The sequence below is a fragment of the Staphylococcus cohnii subsp. cohnii genome (genome assembly GCF_002902365.1).
Taxonomy (GTDB): Bacteria; Bacillota; Bacilli; order Staphylococcales; family Staphylococcaceae; genus Staphylococcus; species Staphylococcus cohnii.
In genome coordinates, this window is sequence record NZ_PPQC01000014.1 from 55,082 (window position 1) to 76,767 (window position 21,686).

Genomic DNA, 21,686 nt, shown 5'->3' on the forward strand with positions numbered 1-21,686 from the left:
TCTATTGATATCTCCTTTACTTTAATAAGCTAATAACTAAATGTATAATCTTCAGTTATAAGTGTAGTACGAGTGTAAGCGTTTTTCTTTGTTATTAATGACATTTCTATGCAATAAAATTATAGGAATCGGACAAAATAAATGTATAATTAACGATATACACTAAATTTTTTGAGCATTTTGAACAATCGTTATCACGAATTGACAAAAAAGCTGCTTTTTAAGATAAATACAGACAAATAGAATTTATTATTAGATATTTTTTATGCATTTTCATAACGAGTGATTGTGTAAATTAGAAGCGGAGGACATAATTATGACTACCCTAAATGAAATTTTATCCGTTCCCCAATTTAAAGGCTTAAAATTGTTAAATAGCAACGGAGATTTATCAGCAGAAGTAACCAATTTGGATATTACTGAGAATAATGATATTAAGCATTTCACTTCAAATAATTCATTTATCTTAACAACTGGTGTCTTATTTCAAGATAATCAAGATAACTTGAAAAAGTTAATTAAAGATTTGAATGATATAAACACTGCTGGACTTGGCATCAAAGTTTCAAGATTTTTGCATGAAATCAATCAAGATGTCATTGATTTTGCGGATGCTATCGAATTTCCATTAATTGAGATACCAGAAAGTTGGAATCTAGGTGAAATTACACATGAAATTTCTTCATTTATTTCAGATTCTGAAACAGGAAAGCTAAATTATGCATTACAAGTACAACAAGAATTAAATCAATTATTAATCAAAGGTTTCAGTATTGATACAATGATTGATCGCATGAGCAAATTACTAGGCGTACCTATCATTCTATTTGACCCATTCAAAGCACCTGAAGCATACAGTCGTCATTATAGACAAGGTAATGCCCTAATGACTGAACATACCAAATATTTCATGAACCATTATCAAGATGCGCTAACATATGATAAAAATAACCTCGTCTTTGAGAATAAAGATCATGTAATCTTCAAAGTATTAGGCTACACATACTTCCCTTACTATTTAATGGTTTCTCAAGTTAATAAGCTTTCCTATCCATTTAGTTTATTAACACTCGAACAAGTGGTCAGTGTGTTGAGTTTCGCCCTATACAAAAACACCAAAATACAAGAGGCCGAAGAAAATGATATTAATCGATTTTTCGAATCATTGGTCAATAATCAAAACGATCAAACCCTTTCGATTAAAAAGCATGCTGATTTATTAAGACAATATTATATTTATCCTTCTGACTATTATCAAATTATCATTTGCGGTATTGATACTAAAAATAATTTAGAAAATAGTTATTACTTAAATGAACGGCACCATCTCACATTCCTTTGGTTAAAGCATAAATTAACCGATATTGATTCTTATATTAGTGTTTATAAATTACCTAGTAACGATCGTTTTGCGATACTCATACAAAATCGTCACGAATATTATTTTGAATACCTTAAAAAAATACAGCAAAGTTATAGCGAGTACTTTGATGATACGATTTCATTTGGCATTGGCAATGAAGTAACAGAATTTACACAGTTACCATCTTCCTTTTTTGAAGCTAATGAAGCCTTTGAAAATGAATTGTTAAATAACGCAAAAGCATTTATCTCACAATATCATTCCAAAGATATCCAAGAGTTATTGCAACTTATACCTCAAGAAAAGTTATTACCTTTCGTTAAACATACTTTGGGCACACTGAGTTATCCAAAACAAAAAAAAGATTTGGAATTAAAACAAACTTTAAAAGTGTATATGGATAATCAATGCGATATAACTAAAACGGCAGATAAAATATTTATACACAGAAATACAGTGAAATATAGAATCAATAAATGTAGTAATATGATTGGCACAAATATTGAAGACCCTGTCCATTCATTAAATATACGTATCGCTTTATATGTATCTGAAATGATTAGTTTCGATTAGGTGCTCAATCTATTTCAAAAAGCTACGCTGTTTGCACAACCATGCAAACAGCGTAGCTTTTTCATTAATTGAACATCACTGACCTGTGACACCTTTAATACAATGTATTCCGACCTAAATCATCTATTCATTAATTTTTTCTAGAAATCCTTTGTAAAAAATATTAATTTTTTAAACCGAATGGTTTGCTTTGCTAACTTAAAATAATTAAAATTTATCGATGGGATGTTATAAAAAGGAGATGCGTTTATAATGTCGGAGAATGTTATATCTAATAAAAAAAGAAATACGATTATATTAGTTATGCTAAGTAGTGCTTTTGTAGCGATGCTAAATCAAACATTGCTTAATACCGCACTACCAGCAATTATTACGGGATTAGAAATAACTGATACAACTGCTCAATGGTTAATTACAGGTTTTATGTTAGTGAATGGCATCATGATTCCACTAACAGCCTTTCTCATGGATCGATTTCATACAAGACCACTCTATATTTTTTCTATGAGTGCGTTCCTCATTGGTTCGATCATTGCAGCACTTTCGCCTACATTTGGCTTACTCATGTTTGCACGTGTGATTCAAGCTATTGGCGCAGGTATACTCTTACCGCTTATGCAATTCACTGTTTTCACACTGTTCCCTTCTGAGAAACGTGGATTTGCAATGGGACTTACCGGTATAGTAGCACAATCAGCACCAGCAATCGGACCAACCTTAACTGGGTTTTTAATTGATACATTTAGCTGGCGAGCACCATTTATTGTGGTAGCTTTTATTGCGATTATTGCATTTATTGTAGGTGCGATATTTGTAGAAAGTAATAACGAAACCAAACATACACAATTAGACAAAACCTCTGTTATATATTCAACATTAGGCTTTGGTTTAATGCTTTACGGCTTTAGTAGCGCAGGCAACTTAGGTTTCACATCACCAATCGTTATTATTTCACTTATTGTGGGAATCTTAATTGTTACCATTTTCGTAACAAGACAAATTAGAATCGATAATCCGCTATTAAATATGCGCGTATTTACAAATCGTACATTTTCACTATCTGCATTTGCATCTATGGTATTATTTATCGGAATTGTAGGCCCAGCATTATTGATTCCAATTTATGTCCAATCAGGCTTAGGTCTATCTGCAATTCTGTCAGGTCTTGTTATCTTACCAGGTGCAGTAGTCAACGCATTCATGTCCGTCTATACAGGGAAAATATATGACAAATATGGCTTGAAAGTATTGGCGATTCCTGGATTTATACTGTTAATTTTTATGACAATTCTACATTGTTTCTTAACGTCAGAGACACCTTATTGGTATATTGTCGTTATTTACGCAATAAGAATGTTTGCTGTAGCATTGATTATAATGCCACTGAATACAATTGGTATTAACGCATTAGAAAGCAAAAATATTTCACATGGTACTGCGATCATCAATTCTTTAAGAATTATTGCAGGTGCGATTGGTACTGCCATTATGATTACAATTATGGCAATTGTTCGTACAAACTATGTTCCAAGTGAAAATCAGTCCAAAACAGACATTGCACAACAAGCGACCGTCCAAGGTGTTGACGCAGCATTTGCATTCACGACGCTTTTATTAATTATTGGTTTTATATTAACACTACTACTGATAAAAACAAAAAACAAAGCGGAAAATACGCATGAAGTATAATTTTAAATCTATTTAAGTGAAAGTAGCAATGCTTAAACAACTCGAACGGTGAAAAACTTACTAAGATTAGCTATGAAGAAATCTATGACGATAGATTTCTTCATAGCTATTTTATTATTCAATATTTCGTATTGTTGTCTCACTTTCTTAGGGGACAGCTTAAGCCTGTAGTCTTCAGCTTGTCCTGTCCCCTTAAGAGTCTCGCCAAAATACAACATATTCATATGTAATTTCTCATTGACGTACTTTAAAAAAAGGCTCTATTTCAACTCAAAATGATGTTAAAAATTATTCTACATGCATACATCCAAAATTAATTTTTATGTTGCTGTTTGTGGCTATTACCATTCTTTTATAAGATTAGCTTCAATGATGTATTAATGCTAAGCAATTTTTCAAGAGTAATTAATATTTTATTGGTAGTAAAAAACAAAAAATAGGTGCAAATCCGCAGCAACAACTAACAAGTTGACTTTGAATTTGCACCTTTAAAAGTGAATACACACATATAATTTCAAATATTGATTTTAAGACAAATAAAAAAAGACGAGCGTTGCTCGTCTTTTTTATGCGTTATTATAATTTAATAACGTTAGCTGCTTGAGGTCCGCGGTCGCCTTCAACGATTTCGAATTCAACAGCTTGTCCTTCTTCTAATGATTTGTAGCCGTCTTGGTTAATTGCTGAGAAGTGTACGAATACATCGTTTCCGCCTTCTACTTCGATAAAACCAAAACCTTTTTCTGAGTTAAACCATTTAACTGTACCGTTATTCATAATAAAAATCCTCCAAGTGCTTTTGCACAAAAATTTGTAATCTGTCTAAAAAATCAAAAGGAGTAAATTCAAAAGAATAAAACTACAAATCAATTTCACGAACTAAATTACTTAATACCTAGTATAACGAATAATTCGACCTTTGTATACCCCTATTTTCAAAAAAATATATTTTGCACTTTATTTTTAGTAATATAATCCATTAGTGAATATATACTATTTAATCACTAATGAAAAAATGACAAAATTGTTATATTAAAATGCTTTTTTGTAATTTAAAAATATAGCAAACGATGCAAACAACTTTTACATTATAGATAGTTACTTTAAGGAGGTAATAAGTATGAACAGATTTATAAAAGTACTTCTAAGCATCTTTATTATCATTGTCATTGTTCTTATCGGTCTTTTTGGCTGGAAAGTTTACGCAGAAAAAAACGCAGACAATCCTGACATCGTTAGTTTTGCCAAATTAAACCCCCTCATTACTAATGAAGCATATTACGTAAAAACTCAAAAACCAACAAAAGTTGAACACGATAAAGATGATAAAGGAGAATCTTTTGTCACATATAATTATAAGCAAGATGGCTATAATAAAAAAGGTGAAAAAAGACACTTAGATTTTAATGGTTTTGGTGAAAAACCATTAAAAACAGATCATTTCTTAAAATTAGATACCGAACTTGGTCATGTCCAAAGTTATGAAGAAGTATCTAAAGATAAAGTACCTAAAAAAGCATTAAATCAACTTAAATAATTCACTTAATAAAAAAGTCACTTTAATGTGCTGATAATATAAAAAGCGCGCAAGTTAGAAATATTTATTTTCAAAATATAACTTTCTAACTTGCGCGCTTTGTTTGTAATGATTTAGTGACTACGCCTTAGTTATTCATTCTTTTGACTATTTCATGCTTAATAATCATTAATGCTTGGCTATACTTAGAACTTGTATTTTCTTGAGTGTTAATAATCAAAATATCTACTAAATCATCATTATTCATTTGAACTAATTCTTGTCGAAATTGATCAATATTTTCTACTAATCTCTTATGGTTGGGCTGATACTTATCTATAACATAATACTGATCAGCACCTAGTCCACCCTCTTCAATCATTTTAGAAATTTCATCTGAACGCATTTCATCAGTTCTATCTATTTTTATATCTTTATTGTAATCATTAACCATTCGAATCCCCCATTTCATTCACCAAATCCATCTCAAATTAAGGTTACATGATATCAAGTTAACTTTTTGACCCCTAAACTTAAAACAATAAATCAAGTCATACCACTTACAATGAATTAAAATTACTCCAAAAGTTATATATTACATCTATACCCTGAAATTATATTTTAAACTTTAATTTAGATAATTCTTATTTATACTTATAATTTAATAAAACGATATAAAAAATCGACAAAATGGCACCAATTTTCTATATCGTCCATAAAAACACCGAAATCATATACCTCATCCCCTTATAATGAACCTATTTTATATCTATCCTTTTTAAAATTTTTCAAAACATTTCATTATTTTATACTATTATAATGCATTATATTCTTTGGGTATAAGATGAAATTGACTATCCATGAAACAGATTCATAAGTTTTGAGAGCAATATCACAACAATAGCGTCCATAAAAATAAAAATCGCTATATGATATAATCTATCTCGCTTTTGACTAACGTTTCATGAATCAATAATATAGTAAAGACTGAGACAACATTTGCCCCAGTCTTTGATACTTCTAATATTTTTCTATCATTTCAACGCTTATAATCGTTTTTTTGCGTCAATACCAATCCATATATTTGTTATTAAACCGACAATTCCCATAACTAATGATGGTATAACAGCATGATTGCTAGTATAAAACGTCACTAAAAACATAAGCAAACCAGTTATAATACTGATTAATATAGATGAAAGTTTCATTGGATTACTTCCTTTTCGCTATATTAATTTACATTATTCCTATACTAAAATTCATTTAAAAAGAAATAAAGACAGTCTGTTGTAGAGTTTTAAAAAATTTGGCGTCACAAATACAATAACTTTTCATTTACAAAACACAGTCAAGTCCCTCTTAACCACACTTAAAGTTTTTCAACTCAATATGTATGCAATCACAAATAATATAATCGAAATAATGAGTGACATTAACCAAAATGGAGAACTCACTAAATCTTTATACGCTTGATCTGGTGCATTACGCATTTTCAACCGAATAAATTTGATTCCTAAATACAACGCTTCAACAAAATTAACGATCAAAACAATGCTCAACAATATAATAGCCATGGTTCGCCCTCCAAGATATCATCTGATTTATTCCACATCGTACCACAAGTTTTTTAAAGAATAAATATCGAAATAAATTTTAATTTTTATTACAACATAAAAACATATGTGTTATTTTATAATTAACATTGTATATGATTATTTTTAAAAATTATATGGGTTAGCTATCATAAAGTTGGAGGGGTATTGTGCAACTATTTTTACTTACACTTTTAGGTATTATTTTCGTTTTTGTATATGCTTCAAATTCAACAATACTTTTACATATCAAACTTATTAGACGAGCTGAAAACGAAGGTACGGCAGCAATGAATGGTAAACAATGCCGCTTTATGTGGTGTTTGTTTGCAGTTATGGCAACAGGCTTTTATCTATTATTACTCAATTCAAATTTGTTCTAATAAATTTGAATTGAGTAATAATCAAAATAAGATGATCTTCTACCATAAATGAGAAATGATATAGTTGAATTAAAACTCGAACTGTAAAAAGTATGTTTTTATATACTGTATAATATAATAAACACAAAAAATAGCAAAGGAGTCATCGTATGAAATTTGTAAATTTAACGGCTATGACAGAAAAAGGCCTAAACAAGAAGGTTAATGAATTCTTAGAAGAAAATCCTTATATCGAAATCATTAAGTTTGATTACCAATTAGGATACAGCAGCTGTGGCGTGGGTATTCTTTACAATAAAATGAAGTCTCAGTCCTAAGCTTATTGTATAGGTAAATATTTAAATAAAACTATACTTGTAATAAAAACAAAAGCTGAAACATAATAATGTTTCAGCTATGACTATCTTATGGAAAGTAAACGATTGTGACTACATTCACATCATAATATTTCTGTTATGGTTAATGCTATTCAAAATGACATCACTGTAAGATTATCACAAAAGTAATACCTAAAATGTCTTATTTTTGAAAAACTTTAAAATTAACACGTTTACATAAAAATAAACTACCCGCAATCAATGAGATACTGGCTAAAAAAATGGTTAGTGTTCTATTATCTGAAATCATGCCTGTATCAGGTAATTCTTTTATTGCATTGTGCTTCACGCTATTTTTTGAAGCGTCTAACTGCTGATTTTTATTAAATCGCTTACTTTCTGCTCCTGGATTTTTAGGGTTTAAACCACCTTCATCTTTTAATTTTTCATTTACTGCATTATTGTGCAAGGATGTCTCACTATTAGATTTATGATTAAATTCATTCGTAGCATCTTCTAATTCTTTTGGCTCTTCAACCTCTGCTATATCTTTATGTGGAAACACATTTGGCTCTGTAAATCTTCCATCCTTATGCAAAATACCATGAGGAATCTCTTCACCATTTGCCCCTTGACTGCTAAATTGTACAACTGACATTAATAAAGCTGTAGATAATAGTACCTTTTTCATTTTAAAACTTCCTTTCTAATCAAGTTATTGTAATATTAATATCTCACTCACTTTTACTGTTAAAGTGAATTTTCGTAATATAAAATTTTCATTAACTACCAAGAAGTTATCTGTTGTATGTATACAATATATTTTATAAATTAATAACGAATACTTGCGGGGGATTACTAATCACTATATTATTGCATTTATTCGTGTATTAGAGGAATATTTCCAATTAAGTAAAAATATAGCTAGAAAATAGTAATAATATGTAAGTTTTAAATTTAAATATTGCTAATATCGAATCTGTCAAAATGTTCAAATCAAAATAAAAAGAGCTGGAAACTGCACCTCAGCAATGTTTCCAGCTCTTTTTATATGATTAAATATTATTCACTTGATTTTGCTTTTTGAACTTTCAAAATTGTAAATATAATAACTATTGTTATGGTAATGAAATCATAAGAATGTGTAAATGCTTCTCCAAATTCTTTTCCTTGCCAGAAGTAACGAATGATGAATAAAAGCGTTGAATGAACAAACAACGCAATAAACATATATATCACTGGTTTATCAAGTAATAGACCAAAAACAAATACAAATAACAGCATTATTATAGTAAGTATTAGCATGACTATGTTTGGCATAGACATATTAAAACTCCAATCATATAGTATTTTAGTCTTATTCTTCTAGAAACCTTTACGTTTAATTTGTCTATATGTAAAAACACCAAAAATTATGACAAAAGCGAATTGTACAGTTTTAATTAGCGGTGAGTTAAATTCTAATATTTTAATATGCATCATTGTTCCAATAATAGGGGCTATAAAATTAAAACTAAATAATATTAGACATATACCAACCAATACTTGTTGTGATTTAGGCATAATTATACCTCCAATTTATAAAATTGTTGTTAAAAATGTTGATGCTTCCACTGAAGGTTACCCATTTTTTAATGCTGCAACAATATCATCATCACTAAAAATACAGTGCTAAATTCCATAAAATATTTTCTGATTTATACCAATATGTTTATGATCAAATTGATACTTTTTCTTTATAAAAGTACTTAAACATTTAGTTGGATTATATTATTTCATAAAAAATAACCGCACCAATTAAGATACGGTTATATAAATATATGACAGCTAGATAAAATTTCTAAAAATCTTATCTAGCTTTTTGCATCACTTTACTTAATTAACGCTTACAGTAATTTCAATATCAATCGTGTCTTTTAGTGCTTTCGAATACGGGCAATAATTATGCGCTTTTTCAACGAACATCTCCGCTTCTTCTTGGCTGAGATCTTTAAGTGATACATCTAATTCAGCTGCCAATTTTACACCGCCATCAGATTTATCTGGCAATAAGTAAGCAGTCGCACAGACTTCTGGCTCGATCGTACCTTTGTCTGCACCTTTCAAAATATGCATTAGTGCATTGTTAAAACAAGAGCTATAACCTGCTGCAAATAACTGTTCAGGGTTTGACTCAGTAACGCCGTTGCCGCCCATTTCTTTTGGAACAGCTAAGTCTTGATAAAATGTATTATCTTCACTAAAAACTTTTCCATCTCTTCCGCCATTACTTATGACAGTTGTTTCAAATAATGGTTTTGCCATGAAAATCACTCCAATAATTTTTGAAATTCAATAATAACGATTAATTAATCTTTTTACATATCAAATTAAGCTTAATCTAATTGTATTTTATCATTAGTTTTTAGATATTTAAAATCATAAGTGTTAAATTATCATTTATGTCTACTCATAAAAAAACAGGACAAGTACATAAGTAAATGTCCCATTTGGCTAAAATACTTTCAATTGTTCGCTATGTATTACAAAACCCACCAACACTTCTGCTAATAGGTAGTTATATTATGTATCAAGACAAGAAGAACTCGTTTCTCAAACCTAAAACGCTAAGTTCAAAATTATAGCTATTAAAGCTAAAATAATAGCTATATAACCTAGTTTAAATTTAGCTAACACTCCATAAATACCAACAAATAAAATTCCTAAAGTTGTACATAAAGAAGCCACATCTGAATTTATTTGAAAAGCAAAAACAACAAGACTAATGAAGAAAAATACAGAAGAAATAATCAAAGAAGTCATAGAAAAAATACCACGATTTTTTTCATTCATAATAAAAAGCCCCCTTTCACTTTTTAAACTATAAAACATTATTGCTTTATTGATGTTGAGTCTCTGAAGTCTTAACTTTTATAATAATGTTTAGCATACCAAGCCACAAAAATTGCAAACAATATAACATAAACTCCAAACCATGTGTCTAAATGGGCTTGATTCATTTGTTTATATGCAAAGAATGCTAAAAACACCCCTAAAATCACTTGTACAATAAGTAAAAACCATTTCAAATAACCCACTCCTTACATTTTTTATCATTTCGAAATATTATTAATCAAAACATTTTTATTTGTAAAATAAAATAGGGCAAGCACGTTTTGGTGCTCATCCTAATATCAATACAAGAGAAAACTCCTTTCTAAAAGAACAAAATCTCTATTAAACCTAAAATAAACAAAACTGCACCTACTGATAAGTAAAGAACTTCAGTTTTTCCTTCTTTTTTAGTTTCAATCCAATAATTTAAGATAAGTATTAAACCTATAACGGATAAAGAAAATGGAAAATTTATAAGACTTATTAAATCCAATATTGTTAATATGGAAGTTGCTATAATTAATAAAATCAATATATTAGATATGATATTTAAATTCTTCATTACAACACCTCATTTTTCAAACATTTACATTGTTACTTTTCCAATTTCTTTATTGATGTTGAACCTCGGAACTCTTAACGATCAATAATTTTTTCAAGAAAAATACTCCTTTTATATAGGCCCTTTTCATTTAATTTGTCTAAATGTGAAAATACCAAAGAGGTAAAACATAAGTTTCCATTATTGCTGATAGTAATACAATCATATTATGAACAATTAAACTGTTTAATACTTTTTACAGTATCTTAACACTACTCACCTGATTTAGCTTTATTGATTTTATAAATAGCAAATATAGTTACTACAACTATTGTGAGACAATCAAATGAATGTATAAATACATCTTCAAATGATTTATCTTGCCAGAAATAACGGATACTAAATAATAAAATAGATTGAATAAATACTGCAATAAATACACCAATAACCCATTTACTAAATATAAAACAATATCCAATAAATAAAAGTGTAAATCGTTGTCATTAGCATTACTACATATGGTATAGACATATTTATTTCTCCTTATTTAAATAAATAGCTAAGAATGCCGTTCCTATACAAAACCACATACTAAATATTGCTATCCACATAACTAATCCACCTTTTCTATATATTCCAATAGTACATTCCCAATTAAAACAACTATAACAATATCTGCTAGTATGATTAGCATGCTAAAAGGTATTGAGAAATTTAATAATAAAGTCCCTATGTAAAAAATAGCTATAGCAATAAAAAACTGTATTACAACATGAAATAATTTATGCCCTCTCATTTTCATGAAAAATAGTCCTACAAACAATACAAAAAGTAATGATAAATATAATGTAATACCAGTTAAACCCATTAACTCCTCTGATTTAGAGTTAAAATTAAAGAATGGTATAAAAGTTAATATTCGATTAATGAATAACAGAATACCGCAAAAGACTATAATACCAACGAAATGAATACCTAAACTTTTAATAAATAATAATAATTTATTTTCTGATTTCTTAAAACCAATCGATATAAACAAATCTATTATAGCAGCTAACACAATTATTAATATAAATACTATTAAATAAAATTGGGAATACTTTCCCATAAATAGGTCAATAAAAAAACCTAGAACATCTTACAATCCACTTAACATAATTTTCTCCTTAAATTTTGTTTTCTTTTTAATAATATTGAGGATAACTCAAAAATATAATAACATATTTTTCAAAAACTTATATTGCCTAAATGTATAAATTTTATTTCTAAATAAATGTAATTATAACAAAACAGCCTAACAGAACTTATAATAATGTGTACATTTTAGAGAACTACATTTATTTAAACAACCTATTAATATTAATAAATATTTGATAGTGTGATATTAGTTACATACACACCCTTTATTACACGGAGGCATATATGCTTAAAATTCAAGATGATGCTTATCTCAAAAGAACATTAAAATTCTTATTTACAACATTATTGATTTTTTTAATCACCCTTATTTTGGCAATTATATTCAGTCCATCTATAGAAACTTTAAAAAGTGCTACAGAGAGTACTCATAATTCCGTAGATAAGGCACGAGGTTTGCAAAAGGTTTGGGAATATATACTAAACAATGGCTTTAAAGTGCCTTTTCAAATGCTAATACTGACTATAATTCCAATTCCTTTTCTATATTACTTAAATATAATAAAAACAACAGTACCACTAGGTATAGCGTTTGGCTTCGTACTTCATTTTGATTTATATAAAGGGAGCATGATGATTATAGCTTCTACACCTCATTCTATCGTAGAAATATTGGGTTTTTGCTTCATAGCTAGTGCCTTATTTAAAGTTAATCAATCTATTATTAGAAAAATTAATAACATTTTCAGAAAGAGTAAGAAACAAAATCTTTCTATCAAATTAGCAATACTTAATTTATTGAAAATTTATTTGTTAATTGCCCTACCTTTAATTATAATCGCAGCATTTATGGAAACTTATTTAACAGATCTTTTATTAAACTTATTGACATAATAACAATCTCACTATCATTTTGAATTGGATAATATTAAATATCAAAAGATCATCCCACATGTATTTTTTATTGGATTCTTAAACAAAATTCAATATATCTATAGATTGATTCATATTATGATGATTTTTTAGACATCTTAAAAGTCTTATATACTACTTTCGACAATTTAAAGCTCAGTACTTATTAGTAAATTACATAGGGGGAGGAGTGATTACATGAAATTTGGTAAATATAAATACGATTTCAACTATTTAATCATGTCCATACCACTTTTAATAGTATCTATATTTGTACCAGCAGTTTTTGTAGTATTTGTAATTTGCTTAATATACGGATTTGAGTAACGTAAATAGGAGGAATATTATGAAGTTCGGTAAATATAAAGTAGATGAAACGTACTTTGTTTTCGCAATGACATTTCTAGTATTATCTATTACAGTAATGCCTTTATTTTTGGTTATTAGCATATCATTTTTAGTATTTAGCTTTAAGAAAGAGAAATAATACATAACAAAGGGTGGAATTTATCATGCAATTTAAATTTAATGAGTGGAATGTCACTGTAAATGGAAAAGGTTCACATGATGTTGTTGTTAATGAAGATACATTATTAATTTTACAAGGATACCAACACGTTGAAATAGCATTAAAAATAGATAATGATACCATAAAAGTAAAATCTTTAGGTTATAACGAAGATGTAAGTATTAACCCTGTAACTAAAGAAATTACCGTTAATATAATTAACTTATTAGAAGATGATGAATAATTTATAATCAAGTCAAATATTTATTAAAAGACAAATAAATTTCTTCATGGGTAATACGCCTCCTCTATTTATTTTATATCTTAAGGAGGGATAACAAATGTGGCATGAACAATTCTCTAATAAACATAACTAAACGCAATATCGTTTCTATGAGATGTATAAAGACCCATTTATAGACAAATGGAAACGTGTAAGCGTTGTTCTAAATAAGAATGATAAGTAGTCACAGAAAGAAGCTCAAAGGCTCTTAAATGAGCGTATAGGGGAATTATTAGCAATTCAACCAGATAATATTGATTTTGATAATAAAACCTTAGAAATAAACGTTACAATTCATTGGCATAATGAAAATAATACAGTAAGCCTTAAAGATACAACCAAAACTGGGGCTTTTTATAGATCAATTTCACTAACCTCTCGCAGTTGTGACATTTCACACAAAGCTATGTTAGAGAATAAAAAGGCTATTCAATGGGCATCTATTTATCAAGAATATCGATTTATATTCACTAATCATCGTGGCAATCCTATATCGCTTAGTACCATCAATAGAAATATGCAACAATCAGAATCTAGCGCAGGTATTACAAAACACACAACAAGCCACACTATACGTCATAGTCACATATCATTATTATCGCAATTAGGTGTATCTCCCAAAGCAATAATGGGCGTGTGAGGCACACTGATCATAAAACTACCCTACATATATATAGTCACGTAACTGAGCAAATGGATAAAGATATGATGAAAAAATTAGAGAAAATACAATAATTTATAATACAATAGAAAGAGTGATAACATGAATTTTATTATTTATCCTTTGTTATTCGGATTGATTTTCGCTTTATTTAAAACTTTAGATTTATGGTATTCAAAAAAAATCGCTAAGACATCTACAAGTGATTGGAGATTTAATCCTCATTTAATTTGGATAATGTCTATAGTCGGTATATTTATGGGGATTGCGTATGTTTTATTATTTAAATAATTCTTCATATTAGGGAGGTAACTTTTATTGATTACCTCTTTTTTTCATGCCCGAAATTCATAAAATTGCAAATCATGCCCTTTTTACATTCCTCAACCACAAAAAACAACCCCTCAAGCCTATGCTTAAGGGGTTTCATCATTCTATTCTATTATTCCCACTCGATGGTACTTGGGGGCTTAGATGTAATATCATAGACAACACGGTTAACGTGGTCTACTTCATTAACAATTCTGCTTGAAATTTTTTGTAAGACTTCCCAATCAATACGCGCGAAGTCACTTGTCATACCATCAATAGATGTCACTGCGCGAATACCAACAGTATGATCATACGTCCGGTAGTCTCCCATGACACCTACGGATTGAATACCAGGTAACACTGTGAAGTATTGCCATATATCACGTTCAAGACCTTCTTCACGAATGACTTGTCTTAAAATCGCATCTGATTCGCGTACGATTTCAAGTTTATCTTCTGTAATTTCACCCAGCACACGAATACCTAAACCTGGACCTGGGAAAGGCTGTCTCCATACTAAGTGTTCTGGAATACCTAATTCGATACCTAATTCACGTACCTCATCTTTGAATAACGTATTAATAGGCTCAATTAATTGGAATTCCATATCTTCAGGTAATCCGCCTACATTATGGTGTGATTTAATCGTTTGTGCTGTTTTTGTACCTGATTCAATAACGTCTGTATACAATGTGCCCTGCGCTAAGAAATCAACACCTTTTAGCTTAGATGCTTCATCATCAAAGACATAAACGAATTCATTACCAATGATTTTACGTTTTTGTTCCGGATCTGACACACCTTGCAGTTTATTCATAAAACGTTCTTGAGCATCGACACGAATGATGTTCATATTGAAGCCTTCACCAAATTGTTCCATGACCATGTCGCCTTCACCTTTACGTAGTAAGCCATGGTCTACGAAGATACATGTTAATTGGTCGCCAATCGCTTTGTGTAGTAATACTGCAACAACAGATGAGTCTACACCACCACTCATTGCACATAATACCTTGCGATCACCAACGAGTTCGCGAATTTTTTCAACTTCAATATCTATAAAGTTTTCCATTGACCATTCACCAGTACATTCACACACGCGACGTACAAAGTTACGTAATAAGTCATTACCAAATTCAGTGTGACGTACTTCAGGATGGAATTGAACACCGTAGATACGGCGTGATTTATCTTCAATTGCTGCATAGTTCGTACTTGGACTGTCTGCAATCACTTCGAAACCTTCTGGGATTTCAATAACTTTATCTGAATGACTCATCCAAACATTTTGTTCCTCAGGTAGTCCGAAGAATAATTCGTCAGTTTTCGCATTAATCACGGCTTTACCGTATTCTCTTTCATTGGCACGTTCAACTTTTCCACCCAACAATTTAGTTGTTAATTGCATGCCATAACAAATACCTAGAATAGGAATACCTAAATTGTAAATTTCTGGGTCAATCGTAAAAGAGTTCTCTTCATATACTGAATTCGGCCCTCCTGAAAGGATAATCCCTTTCGGATTCATGCGTTTGATTTCTTCAATGCTAATTTCATGGTCGTGCAGTTCACTATACACACCCATTTCACGTATACGACGTGTAATTAATTGGTTATATTGGCTACCAAAATCTAAAACAAGTATGAGCTCTTGCTCTTTCGCCATTTCCATAACTTTAAATCTCCTTTTAACTTAGAATGAATAATTTGGTGATTCTTTTGTAATTTGCACATCATGTGGGTGACTTTCTGCTAAACCAGCAGGTCCCATACGTGTAAATTGTGCCTCTTCTCTTAATGCTTCTAAGTTTCTTGAACCAGTGTAACCCATACCTGATCTCACACCGCCCATAAGTTGGTAAATCGTATCTTGTAATGGACCTTTATAAGCAATACGACCTTCAATACCTTCAGGGACGAATTTTTTAGGCGCTTTATCTTCTTGGAAGTAACGGTCGTTAGAACCACTTTCCATTGCACCTAATGAACCCATACCTCTGTATACTTTATATTGTCTACCTTGAAATACTTCTGTTGCACCAGGGCTTTCTTCAGTACCTGCAAGTAAGCTACCTAACATCACAGCATGTCCACCTGCAGCTAATGCTTTGATGATGTCTCCTGAGAATTTAATACCACCATCAGCAATAATAGATTTTCCATGCTTACGTGCTTCTGTTGCACAGTCATACACGGCTGTAATTTGTGGTACACCTACACCAGCAACCACACGAGTCGTACAAATTGAGCCAGGTCCTATACCTACTTTGACAACATCTGCACCAGCTTCGTATAAAGCTTTAGTACCTGCAGCAGTCGCAACGTTTCCGGCAACTAATGTCACTTGTGGGAATTTTTCTTTAATGTGTTTAACTTGTTCTAAAACGCCTTTAGAATGTCCATGAGCTGTATCAATAACTAAGGCATCTACACCCGCTTCAACTAATTTTTCAGCACGAATATCTGTATCTTTTGCAATACCAATCGCTGCACCAACTAGCAATCTGCCAAGTTTGTCTTTAGCAGAATTTGGGAATTCAAGTACTTTTTCAATGTCTTTGATTGTGATTAAACCTTCTAATCTACCATCTTTAACTAACGGTAACTTTTCTATTTTATGTTGCTGTAATAGTTCTTCAGCTTCATCTAAAGTAGTACCTACAGGAGCTGTAATTAAGTTTTCTTTAGTCATAACATCTGAAATCTTAATAGAGAAATCTTCAATAAAACGTAAATCACGGTTTGTTAAAATACCGACTAATGTTCTCTCTTCTTCATTATTTACAATAGGTACACCGGAAATACGATATTTTCCCATCAATGCTTCTGCCTCATACACCCTTTCTTCTGGCGTCAAGAAGAAAGGGTTTGAAATAACACCGTTTTCTGAGCGTTTAACTTTTTGAACTTCATCTGCTTGATCTTCAATATTCATATTTTTATGAATGACACCTAGACCACCTTGTCTAGCCATTGAGATCGCCATTTTGGATTCAGTTACAGTATCCATACCTGCTGAAATAACAGGGATATTTAATTTAATACCTTCTGATAATTGAACACTTAAGTCTACTTCTTTCGGCAATACATCTGATTCTGCTGGTAACAATAACACATCATCAAAAGTTAAAGATTCTTTTTCAAACTTGTTTTCCCACATATGAATACAGCCTCCTAATATTTGTTTTATAGCTCCATTATTCCATAGTTTCTATGTTTTGTTGATTCTTAATGCCATTAAAAAAGAAATTCAAAACAATTGCTGAAATCGCACCGAGTACAATACCATTTTGAGTTAGCCATGCGAATTGGTCTCCTAAAGCTTGAAACGCTTGAGGTACTGCACTTATACCCGTTCCTAGTCCAACTGATACCGCGATAACCAACAAATTATTTTGATTTTTGAAATTAATATTACCTAATATACTAACACCATATGCCATAACCATGCCAAACATTGCTATCATTGCACCACCTAATACTGGTAGAGGAATCATATTTGCTAAGGCACCCAATTTAGGAATACAACCACAAATAACGAGCAAGATAACCATGCCATAGATAACTTTGTTCTTTTTAGCACCAGATAATGATACTAAGCCTACATTTTGAGAATAAGCAGTATACGGGAATGCATTAAAAATAGATCCTAAGATAATCGCAAGACCTTCAGCAGTATAACCTTTACGAAAATCTTTTCTTTCCAATTTCTTACCTGTAATTTCACTTAATGCATGGTAAACACCTGTTGATTCTATCAGACTGACTAATGCAACAATAAAGAATACTAAAGTTGCGCCAAAATCAAAGCTGAATGTTGAAAATCTAAATGGTTGTGGTAATGAAAACCAATGTGCTTCACCAACTTGTTTTACATCAACAATACCAAATATTGACGCTAATACAGTACCTACAATTAAGCCAATCAATATGGCAATAGATTTTAAGAAACCTGTTGTAAAACGTTGCACAATTAATATGACTATTAATGTAATTACACCAAGTAAGATGTTTTTGGCATCACCAAAATTTTCAGCCCCTTCTCCACCTGCTAAATAATTCATCGCTACTGGCATCAAATTGATACCTATAATTGTAACAACACTGCCTGTCACAACTGGTGGAAAGAATTTAACTAAATATGAAAAAAATGGAGCAATGATGACAACCAATATACCTGATAAGAAAAGGGAACCGTATAAATCACCGATACCTTTAGTTTGCCCGATTAAAATCATCGGTGCAACGGCTGTAAATGTACAGCCTAAGACAATGGGCAACCCAGTGCCTGTACCTTTCCAAACTTGTAAAAATGTGGCTACACCACACATGAAAATATCAACAGTGACTAAGAAGGCAATTTGTTCTGGAGTAAAATCTAAGCTTGTCCCTACAATAATCGGTACGAGTATAGCGCCTGCATACATCGCCAATAGATGTTGTAAACTTAAGATGAATGTTTTCATGATTGTTCCTCTACAAATGTCACTTTGTTACCACTTAGAGAAGCCACTTTACATAAAGACGATACTTTCAATCCTGCTGTTTCTAAACGTTCTCTGCCTGGTTGGAAACTCTTTTCAACTACAATACCTATGCCAACAGTTTCAGCATTGGCTTGTTGAACAATTTCATTTAAGCCTAATGATGCATCACCATTAGCTAAGAAATCATCGACGATTAATACGCGATCATTTTCGTCTAAAAATTCATCTGAAACCATTACAGTACTCGTCGTATTTTTAGTGAATGAATGGATATCAGCTTGATAAGTATTTTTCGTTAACGTGCTGGGCTTTGCTTTTTTAGCAAATAAACACGGCACATCAAAGTGCATTGCTGCCATGATTGCTGGTGCAATACCAGATGCCTCAATTGTTAATACTTTCGTAATCCCTTCATCTTTAAATTGATTATAAAACGTTAGTCCCACGTCGTGCATCAGCTTTGCGTCTATTTGATGATTTAAAAACCCATCTACCTTCAAAATCTTCTCATCAATGACGACACCGTCTGCCTCAACTTTCCGTTTTAACAAATCCACTCAAAAAACCTCCTCATTTTTTATACAAAAAAATCCTAAACTAACTTAGTTTCAGGATCTATGAGTGAACGTGCAATACTATAAAGAACTGATGTTTAACTTACAACATGTGCGTTGCAAATTAAGTCTTCAACATTCATTTCCCTAATTATGTAAAAATTGAAAACACTACAATTGTTTTAGAAAATTATATGTATAACTTCATTTCCCTAATAAAGCTTTAAAACGATTGGAGTTGAATGCTTTGTATTGTATTGGTTACCCATAGTCATGTCGTTAATGGCAACATGGTAGAAACTTCTAGAGCCATATTCTCTAGATTATATGAGTTAGATAAATTATTAACTGATGATAGCAAATTTCAGCATGATTTTCAATACGAACATTATAAGTAAGCGCTTTATAAAAAGAGATTTGTTAATAATTAACGGTTGTAGTAACCGTTTTCTTTACTTTAAAATCAACATTGTCAGATATGTCACTTCATTATATAATAAAAATATATTCGTTTTACCTAGTAGTTAATAGGGAAAGTATTAGATAAACAATAGAAAAATGGACGGAGGGACAAGACAATGGCAGATTTTACAATTGTACAAAGCAAAGATGAAATACTACCAACTATCCAACAAAAATTGTCAGAAGGTTATGTTGAATCTGAAATTTCGGTATTAAGTAAGACAAAACTTCATTTTGACGAGTTACATGATTCTGAAGTAAACCTAACAGCAACGAGTGATTCATTCAGTGACAAAATGGCTAAAATTCTGACTGGAGAAGACGGCGAAGAAACTGTTTTAGCTTATTACGATATTAATGATTATGATAAAGAGCGTTTTAAAAAAGAACTTCTTGATAATAACTTTCTAGTTGTTGCAACTAGAGATAACTCTTCTCATGAAGAAGTTCAAAAAGCAAACGCTGCATATGCAGGCAATACTGTTGAAGATAAACATTACGTAGAAGAAACAAACGGACCAAAATCCTAATCTGCGCTTAATCAAATTGTGATTTAATGCAACTATTTAAAAATGATCACAACATACTTTCAAATTACTGCTTAACATATAGACTACCTTTATCAGGAGCGAACATAGAAAATCACTATGTATTTTGTGGTTTCTGTGTCGCTCCTATTTTATTTCTATTACAAATGATGCATACAATATTTTCACTGATTTCCATTAATTTCCTATGTTATAATAAACGCATTATTATTGGGGGTGCATCTATTCATGGATTTTAAAACTATCAAATCAATTGATGATCCATTATTTAAAGCAGCATTAAAACTTTACGATGGGCAATTTGACATTGATTTATCCGAAGATGAACAAATATTTAAACAATCTTTAAAAAATGAACATACCAAAGATGACTATATCTTTTTAGTAGGATTACAGTCAGATAAAGTTGTTAGTTTAGCAACTGCACATTATGAAGCAACGACAAATTCTGCATTTTTAATCTATCTGATTGCAAATGACCAACCGGATCACGGTGAATTAATTACAAAAACTTTAGCGCGTATTGAAAAAGAAATTAATTATTTATCCAATCAATTACATGAACACGATGTAAACTTTATTATGCTAGAGGTACCTAAAGAACCAGAACTTGTTTCAGAAGCTGAGCAACAAGTGCTCAGTAATAGACGTGAATTTTTATTTAGCCATGGTTTTGAAAAGCAATATGATCTAGACTATTTAGCCCCAAATTTAAATGGATATTCAGAGGGATCACCGAAAGATTTATTTATCAAATCTAATATAGAACTGACAAAAGACATATATGGACCATGTATTAAATCAAACTATATATTAAAGTATGTATTTGCGAACAGAATTTCTAGAAGTATTATTTACCCACTATTAGAAGAAATGGATTTACGTAAATCATAGTGTACACCACTTGAAATCACTGTTAAAACAGTTTAGACTAACATAGAGGTAAGACTGACGTTTCACTAACCGAAGACAAA

25 protein-coding genes, 1 pseudogene and 1 riboswitch are annotated in these 21,686 nt (G+C 30.7%); of the genes and pseudogenes, 11 read left to right on the forward strand and 15 right to left on the reverse strand.

Features of this window, described 5'->3' with window-relative positions; translation table 11 throughout:
* Window positions 1–316: 316 nt before the first annotated feature.
* Together CD032_RS02405 and CD032_RS02410 are read left to right on the forward strand one after the other, a co-directional pair.
* Window positions 317–1,936: a PucR family transcriptional regulator gene (locus tag CD032_RS02405; protein ID WP_103211147.1), complete on the forward strand. Its 1,620-nt coding sequence runs from the start codon at window positions 317–319 to the stop codon at window positions 1,934–1,936.
* A 252-nt stretch (window positions 1,937–2,188) separates the two neighbouring features.
* Entirely contained in the window at window positions 2,189–3,625 is a 1,437-nt protein-coding gene (locus CD032_RS02410; protein ID WP_103211148.1) for an MDR family MFS transporter, read from the forward strand.
* 576 nt (window positions 3,626–4,201) lie between these two features.
* Here CD032_RS02410 and cspD read toward each other — a convergent pair.
* Window positions 4,202–4,402 carry a cold-shock protein CspD gene (gene cspD, locus CD032_RS02415; protein ID WP_019469926.1) on the reverse strand — a complete coding sequence of 67 codons (201 nt, stop codon included), beginning with the start codon at window positions 4,400–4,402 and terminating at the stop codon, window positions 4,202–4,204.
* A 343-nt stretch (window positions 4,403–4,745) separates the two neighbouring features.
* Here cspD and CD032_RS02420 point away from each other — a divergent pair, with 343 nt between their 5' ends.
* Window positions 4,746–5,162 carry a YxeA family protein gene (locus CD032_RS02420; protein ID WP_019469925.1) on the forward strand — a complete coding sequence of 139 codons (417 nt, stop codon included), beginning with the start codon at window positions 4,746–4,748 and terminating at the stop codon, window positions 5,160–5,162.
* A 127-nt stretch (window positions 5,163–5,289) separates the two neighbouring features.
* On the opposite strand, the gene CD032_RS02425 is transcribed toward CD032_RS02420, so the two are convergent.
* From CD032_RS02425 to CD032_RS02430, 3 genes are all read right to left on the reverse strand, one after another.
* Window positions 5,290–5,595: a hypothetical protein gene (locus CD032_RS02425; RefSeq protein WP_019469924.1), complete on the reverse strand. Its 306-nt coding sequence runs from the start codon at window positions 5,593–5,595 to the stop codon at window positions 5,290–5,292.
* A gap of 592 nt (window positions 5,596–6,187) precedes the next feature.
* The gene (locus CD032_RS12990) at window positions 6,188–6,349 is read right to left on the reverse strand and encodes a hypothetical protein (RefSeq protein WP_019469923.1); all 162 of its coding nucleotides are present in this window, start codon (window positions 6,347–6,349) and stop codon (window positions 6,188–6,190) included.
* 171 nt (window positions 6,350–6,520) lie between these two features.
* Complete coding sequence (locus tag CD032_RS02430; protein WP_019469922.1) at window positions 6,521–6,715, reverse strand: hypothetical protein; 195 nt, start codon at window positions 6,713–6,715, stop codon at window positions 6,521–6,523.
* Window positions 6,716–6,903: 188 nt separating this feature from the next.
* Here CD032_RS02430 and CD032_RS02435 point away from each other — a divergent pair, with 188 nt between their 5' ends.
* Both CD032_RS02435 and CD032_RS12995 read left to right on the forward strand, forming a co-directional pair.
* The gene (locus CD032_RS02435) at window positions 6,904–7,116 is read left to right on the forward strand and encodes a hypothetical protein (protein WP_019469921.1); all 213 of its coding nucleotides are present in this window, start codon (window positions 6,904–6,906) and stop codon (window positions 7,114–7,116) included.
* Between the two features lie 149 nt (window positions 7,117–7,265).
* On the forward strand, window positions 7,266–7,433 hold the full coding sequence (locus tag CD032_RS12995) for a hypothetical protein (protein WP_019469920.1): 168 nt from the start codon (window positions 7,266–7,268) through the stop codon (window positions 7,431–7,433).
* A 202-nt stretch (window positions 7,434–7,635) separates the two neighbouring features.
* On the opposite strand, the gene CD032_RS02440 is transcribed toward CD032_RS12995, so the two are convergent.
* From CD032_RS02440 to CD032_RS02465, 7 genes are all read right to left on the reverse strand, one after another.
* Window positions 7,636–8,124, reverse strand: coding sequence for a hypothetical protein (locus CD032_RS02440; protein WP_019469919.1), 489 nt, complete (start codon window positions 8,122–8,124; stop codon window positions 7,636–7,638).
* A gap of 371 nt (window positions 8,125–8,495) precedes the next feature.
* Window positions 8,496–8,759 (reverse strand): hypothetical protein, encoded by a 264-nt coding sequence (locus tag CD032_RS02445; protein ID WP_019469918.1) that lies wholly within the window; start codon window positions 8,757–8,759, stop codon window positions 8,496–8,498.
* 39 nt (window positions 8,760–8,798) lie between these two features.
* Window positions 8,799–8,996 (reverse strand): hypothetical protein, encoded by a 198-nt coding sequence (locus CD032_RS02450; RefSeq protein WP_019469917.1) that lies wholly within the window; start codon window positions 8,994–8,996, stop codon window positions 8,799–8,801.
* Window positions 8,997–9,308: 312 nt separating this feature from the next.
* Window positions 9,309–9,737 carry an organic hydroperoxide resistance protein gene (locus tag CD032_RS02455; RefSeq protein WP_103211149.1) on the reverse strand — a complete coding sequence of 143 codons (429 nt, stop codon included), beginning with the start codon at window positions 9,735–9,737 and terminating at the stop codon, window positions 9,309–9,311.
* A 294-nt stretch (window positions 9,738–10,031) separates the two neighbouring features.
* On the reverse strand, window positions 10,032–10,265 hold the full coding sequence (locus tag CD032_RS02460) for a hypothetical protein (RefSeq protein ID WP_019469915.1): 234 nt from the start codon (window positions 10,263–10,265) through the stop codon (window positions 10,032–10,034).
* A gap of 71 nt (window positions 10,266–10,336) precedes the next feature.
* Window positions 10,337–10,501, reverse strand: a complete 165-nt coding sequence (locus CD032_RS13000) for a hypothetical protein (protein ID WP_019469914.1) — start codon at window positions 10,499–10,501, stop codon at window positions 10,337–10,339.
* Between the two features lie 128 nt (window positions 10,502–10,629).
* A complete protein-coding gene (locus CD032_RS02465; protein ID WP_019469913.1) occupies window positions 10,630–10,869 on the reverse strand; it encodes a hypothetical protein in 240 nt (79 codons plus the stop codon).
* A 1,401-nt stretch (window positions 10,870–12,270) separates the two neighbouring features.
* Between CD032_RS02465 and CD032_RS02480 the strand changes: the two genes are divergently transcribed.
* The 4 genes and pseudogenes from CD032_RS02480 to CD032_RS02490 form a co-directional block, all read left to right on the forward strand.
* On the forward strand, window positions 12,271–12,879 hold the full coding sequence (locus CD032_RS02480) for a stage II sporulation protein M (RefSeq protein ID WP_019469911.1): 609 nt from the start codon (window positions 12,271–12,273) through the stop codon (window positions 12,877–12,879).
* A gap of 364 nt (window positions 12,880–13,243) precedes the next feature.
* Window positions 13,244–13,384, forward strand: coding sequence for a hypothetical protein (locus CD032_RS13010; RefSeq protein ID WP_019469909.1), 141 nt, complete (start codon window positions 13,244–13,246; stop codon window positions 13,382–13,384).
* 25 nt (window positions 13,385–13,409) lie between these two features.
* A complete protein-coding gene (locus CD032_RS02485) occupies window positions 13,410–13,649 on the forward strand; it encodes a hypothetical protein (protein WP_019469908.1) in 240 nt (79 codons plus the stop codon).
* A 244-nt stretch (window positions 13,650–13,893) separates the two neighbouring features.
* Window positions 13,894–14,423 (forward strand): annotated as a pseudogene (locus CD032_RS02490) (tyrosine-type recombinase/integrase); the annotation flags it as partial.
* Window positions 14,424–14,791: 368 nt separating this feature from the next.
* Here the strand turns inward: CD032_RS02490 and guaA are convergent.
* Genes guaA through xpt form a run of 4 tightly spaced genes read right to left on the reverse strand, consistent with a single transcriptional unit; the run spans window position 14,792 to window position 19,705 of the window.
* Window positions 14,792–16,333: a glutamine-hydrolyzing GMP synthase gene (guaA, locus tag CD032_RS02500; RefSeq protein ID WP_019469906.1), complete on the reverse strand. Its 1,542-nt coding sequence runs from the start codon at window positions 16,331–16,333 to the stop codon at window positions 14,792–14,794.
* 21 nt (window positions 16,334–16,354) lie between these two features.
* Window positions 16,355–17,821 carry an IMP dehydrogenase gene (gene guaB, locus CD032_RS02505; RefSeq protein WP_019469905.1) on the reverse strand — a complete coding sequence of 489 codons (1,467 nt, stop codon included), beginning with the start codon at window positions 17,819–17,821 and terminating at the stop codon, window positions 16,355–16,357.
* A gap of 37 nt (window positions 17,822–17,858) precedes the next feature.
* A complete protein-coding gene (gene pbuX / locus CD032_RS02510) occupies window positions 17,859–19,127 on the reverse strand; it encodes a xanthine permease PbuX (protein ID WP_103211150.1) in 1,269 nt (422 codons plus the stop codon).
* Window positions 19,124–19,705, reverse strand: coding sequence for a xanthine phosphoribosyltransferase (gene xpt / locus CD032_RS02515; RefSeq protein ID WP_019469903.1), 582 nt, complete (start codon window positions 19,703–19,705; stop codon window positions 19,124–19,126). Before xpt ends, pbuX begins: the two co-directional genes overlap by 4 nt.
* Window positions 19,706–19,950: 245 nt before the next feature.
* Window positions 19,951–20,053, reverse strand: a riboswitch (purine riboswitch).
* Window positions 20,054–20,280: 227 nt separating this feature from the next.
* Between xpt and CD032_RS02520 the strand changes: the two genes are divergently transcribed.
* Entirely contained in the window at window positions 20,281–20,694 is a 414-nt protein-coding gene (locus CD032_RS02520) for a general stress protein (protein WP_103211151.1), read from the forward strand.
* 246 nt (window positions 20,695–20,940) lie between these two features.
* Window positions 20,941–21,606: a hypothetical protein gene (locus tag CD032_RS02525; protein ID WP_019469901.1), complete on the forward strand. Its 666-nt coding sequence runs from the start codon at window positions 20,941–20,943 to the stop codon at window positions 21,604–21,606.
* The last annotated feature ends 80 nt before the right edge of the window (window positions 21,607–21,686 follow it).

Bases quoted from the DNA above. Each gene is read 5' to 3' on its own strand.
- CD032_RS02405 (WP_103211147.1), top strand. From the start codon at position 317: ATGACTACCCTAAATGAAATTTTATCCGTTCCCCAATTTAAAGGCTTA.
- CD032_RS02410 (WP_103211148.1), top strand. From the start codon at position 2,189: ATGTCGGAGAATGTTATATCTAATAAAAAAAGAAATACGATTATATTA.
- cspD (WP_019469926.1), bottom strand. From the start codon at position 4,402: ATGAATAACGGTACAGTTAAATGGTTTAACTCAGAAAAAGGTTTTGGT.
- CD032_RS02420 (WP_019469925.1), top strand. From the start codon at position 4,746: ATGAACAGATTTATAAAAGTACTTCTAAGCATCTTTATTATCATTGTC.
- CD032_RS02425 (WP_019469924.1), bottom strand. From the start codon at position 5,595: ATGGTTAATGATTACAATAAAGATATAAAAATAGATAGAACTGATGAA.
- CD032_RS12990 (WP_019469923.1), bottom strand. From the start codon at position 6,349: ATGAAACTTTCATCTATATTAATCAGTATTATAACTGGTTTGCTTATG.
- CD032_RS02430 (WP_019469922.1), bottom strand. From the start codon at position 6,715: ATGGCTATTATATTGTTGAGCATTGTTTTGATCGTTAATTTTGTTGAA.
- CD032_RS12995 (WP_019469920.1), top strand. From the start codon at position 7,266: ATGAAATTTGTAAATTTAACGGCTATGACAGAAAAAGGCCTAAACAAG.
- CD032_RS02440 (WP_019469919.1), bottom strand. From the start codon at position 8,124: ATGAAAAAGGTACTATTATCTACAGCTTTATTAATGTCAGTTGTACAA.
- CD032_RS02445 (WP_019469918.1), bottom strand. From the start codon at position 8,759: ATGTCTATGCCAAACATAGTCATGCTAATACTTACTATAATAATGCTG.
- CD032_RS02450 (WP_019469917.1), bottom strand. From the start codon at position 8,996: ATGCCTAAATCACAACAAGTATTGGTTGGTATATGTCTAATATTATTT.
- CD032_RS02455 (WP_103211149.1), bottom strand. From the start codon at position 9,737: ATGGCAAAACCATTATTTGAAACAACTGTCATAAGTAATGGCGGAAGA.
- CD032_RS02460 (WP_019469915.1), bottom strand. From the start codon at position 10,265: ATGAATGAAAAAAATCGTGGTATTTTTTCTATGACTTCTTTGATTATT.
- CD032_RS02465 (WP_019469913.1), bottom strand. From the start codon at position 10,869: ATGAAGAATTTAAATATCATATCTAATATATTGATTTTATTAATTATA.
- CD032_RS02480 (WP_019469911.1), top strand. From the start codon at position 12,271: ATGCTTAAAATTCAAGATGATGCTTATCTCAAAAGAACATTAAAATTC.
- CD032_RS13010 (WP_019469909.1), top strand. From the start codon at position 13,244: ATGAAGTTCGGTAAATATAAAGTAGATGAAACGTACTTTGTTTTCGCA.
- CD032_RS02485 (WP_019469908.1), top strand. From the start codon at position 13,410: ATGCAATTTAAATTTAATGAGTGGAATGTCACTGTAAATGGAAAAGGT.
- guaA (WP_019469906.1), bottom strand. From the start codon at position 16,333: ATGGAAATGGCGAAAGAGCAAGAGCTCATACTTGTTTTAGATTTTGGT.
- guaB (WP_019469905.1), bottom strand. From the start codon at position 17,821: ATGTGGGAAAACAAGTTTGAAAAAGAATCTTTAACTTTTGATGATGTG.
- pbuX (WP_103211150.1), bottom strand. From the start codon at position 19,127: ATGAAAACATTCATCTTAAGTTTACAACATCTATTGGCGATGTATGCA.
- CD032_RS02520 (WP_103211151.1), top strand. From the start codon at position 20,281: ATGGCAGATTTTACAATTGTACAAAGCAAAGATGAAATACTACCAACT.
- CD032_RS02525 (WP_019469901.1), top strand. From the start codon at position 20,941: ATGGATTTTAAAACTATCAAATCAATTGATGATCCATTATTTAAAGCA.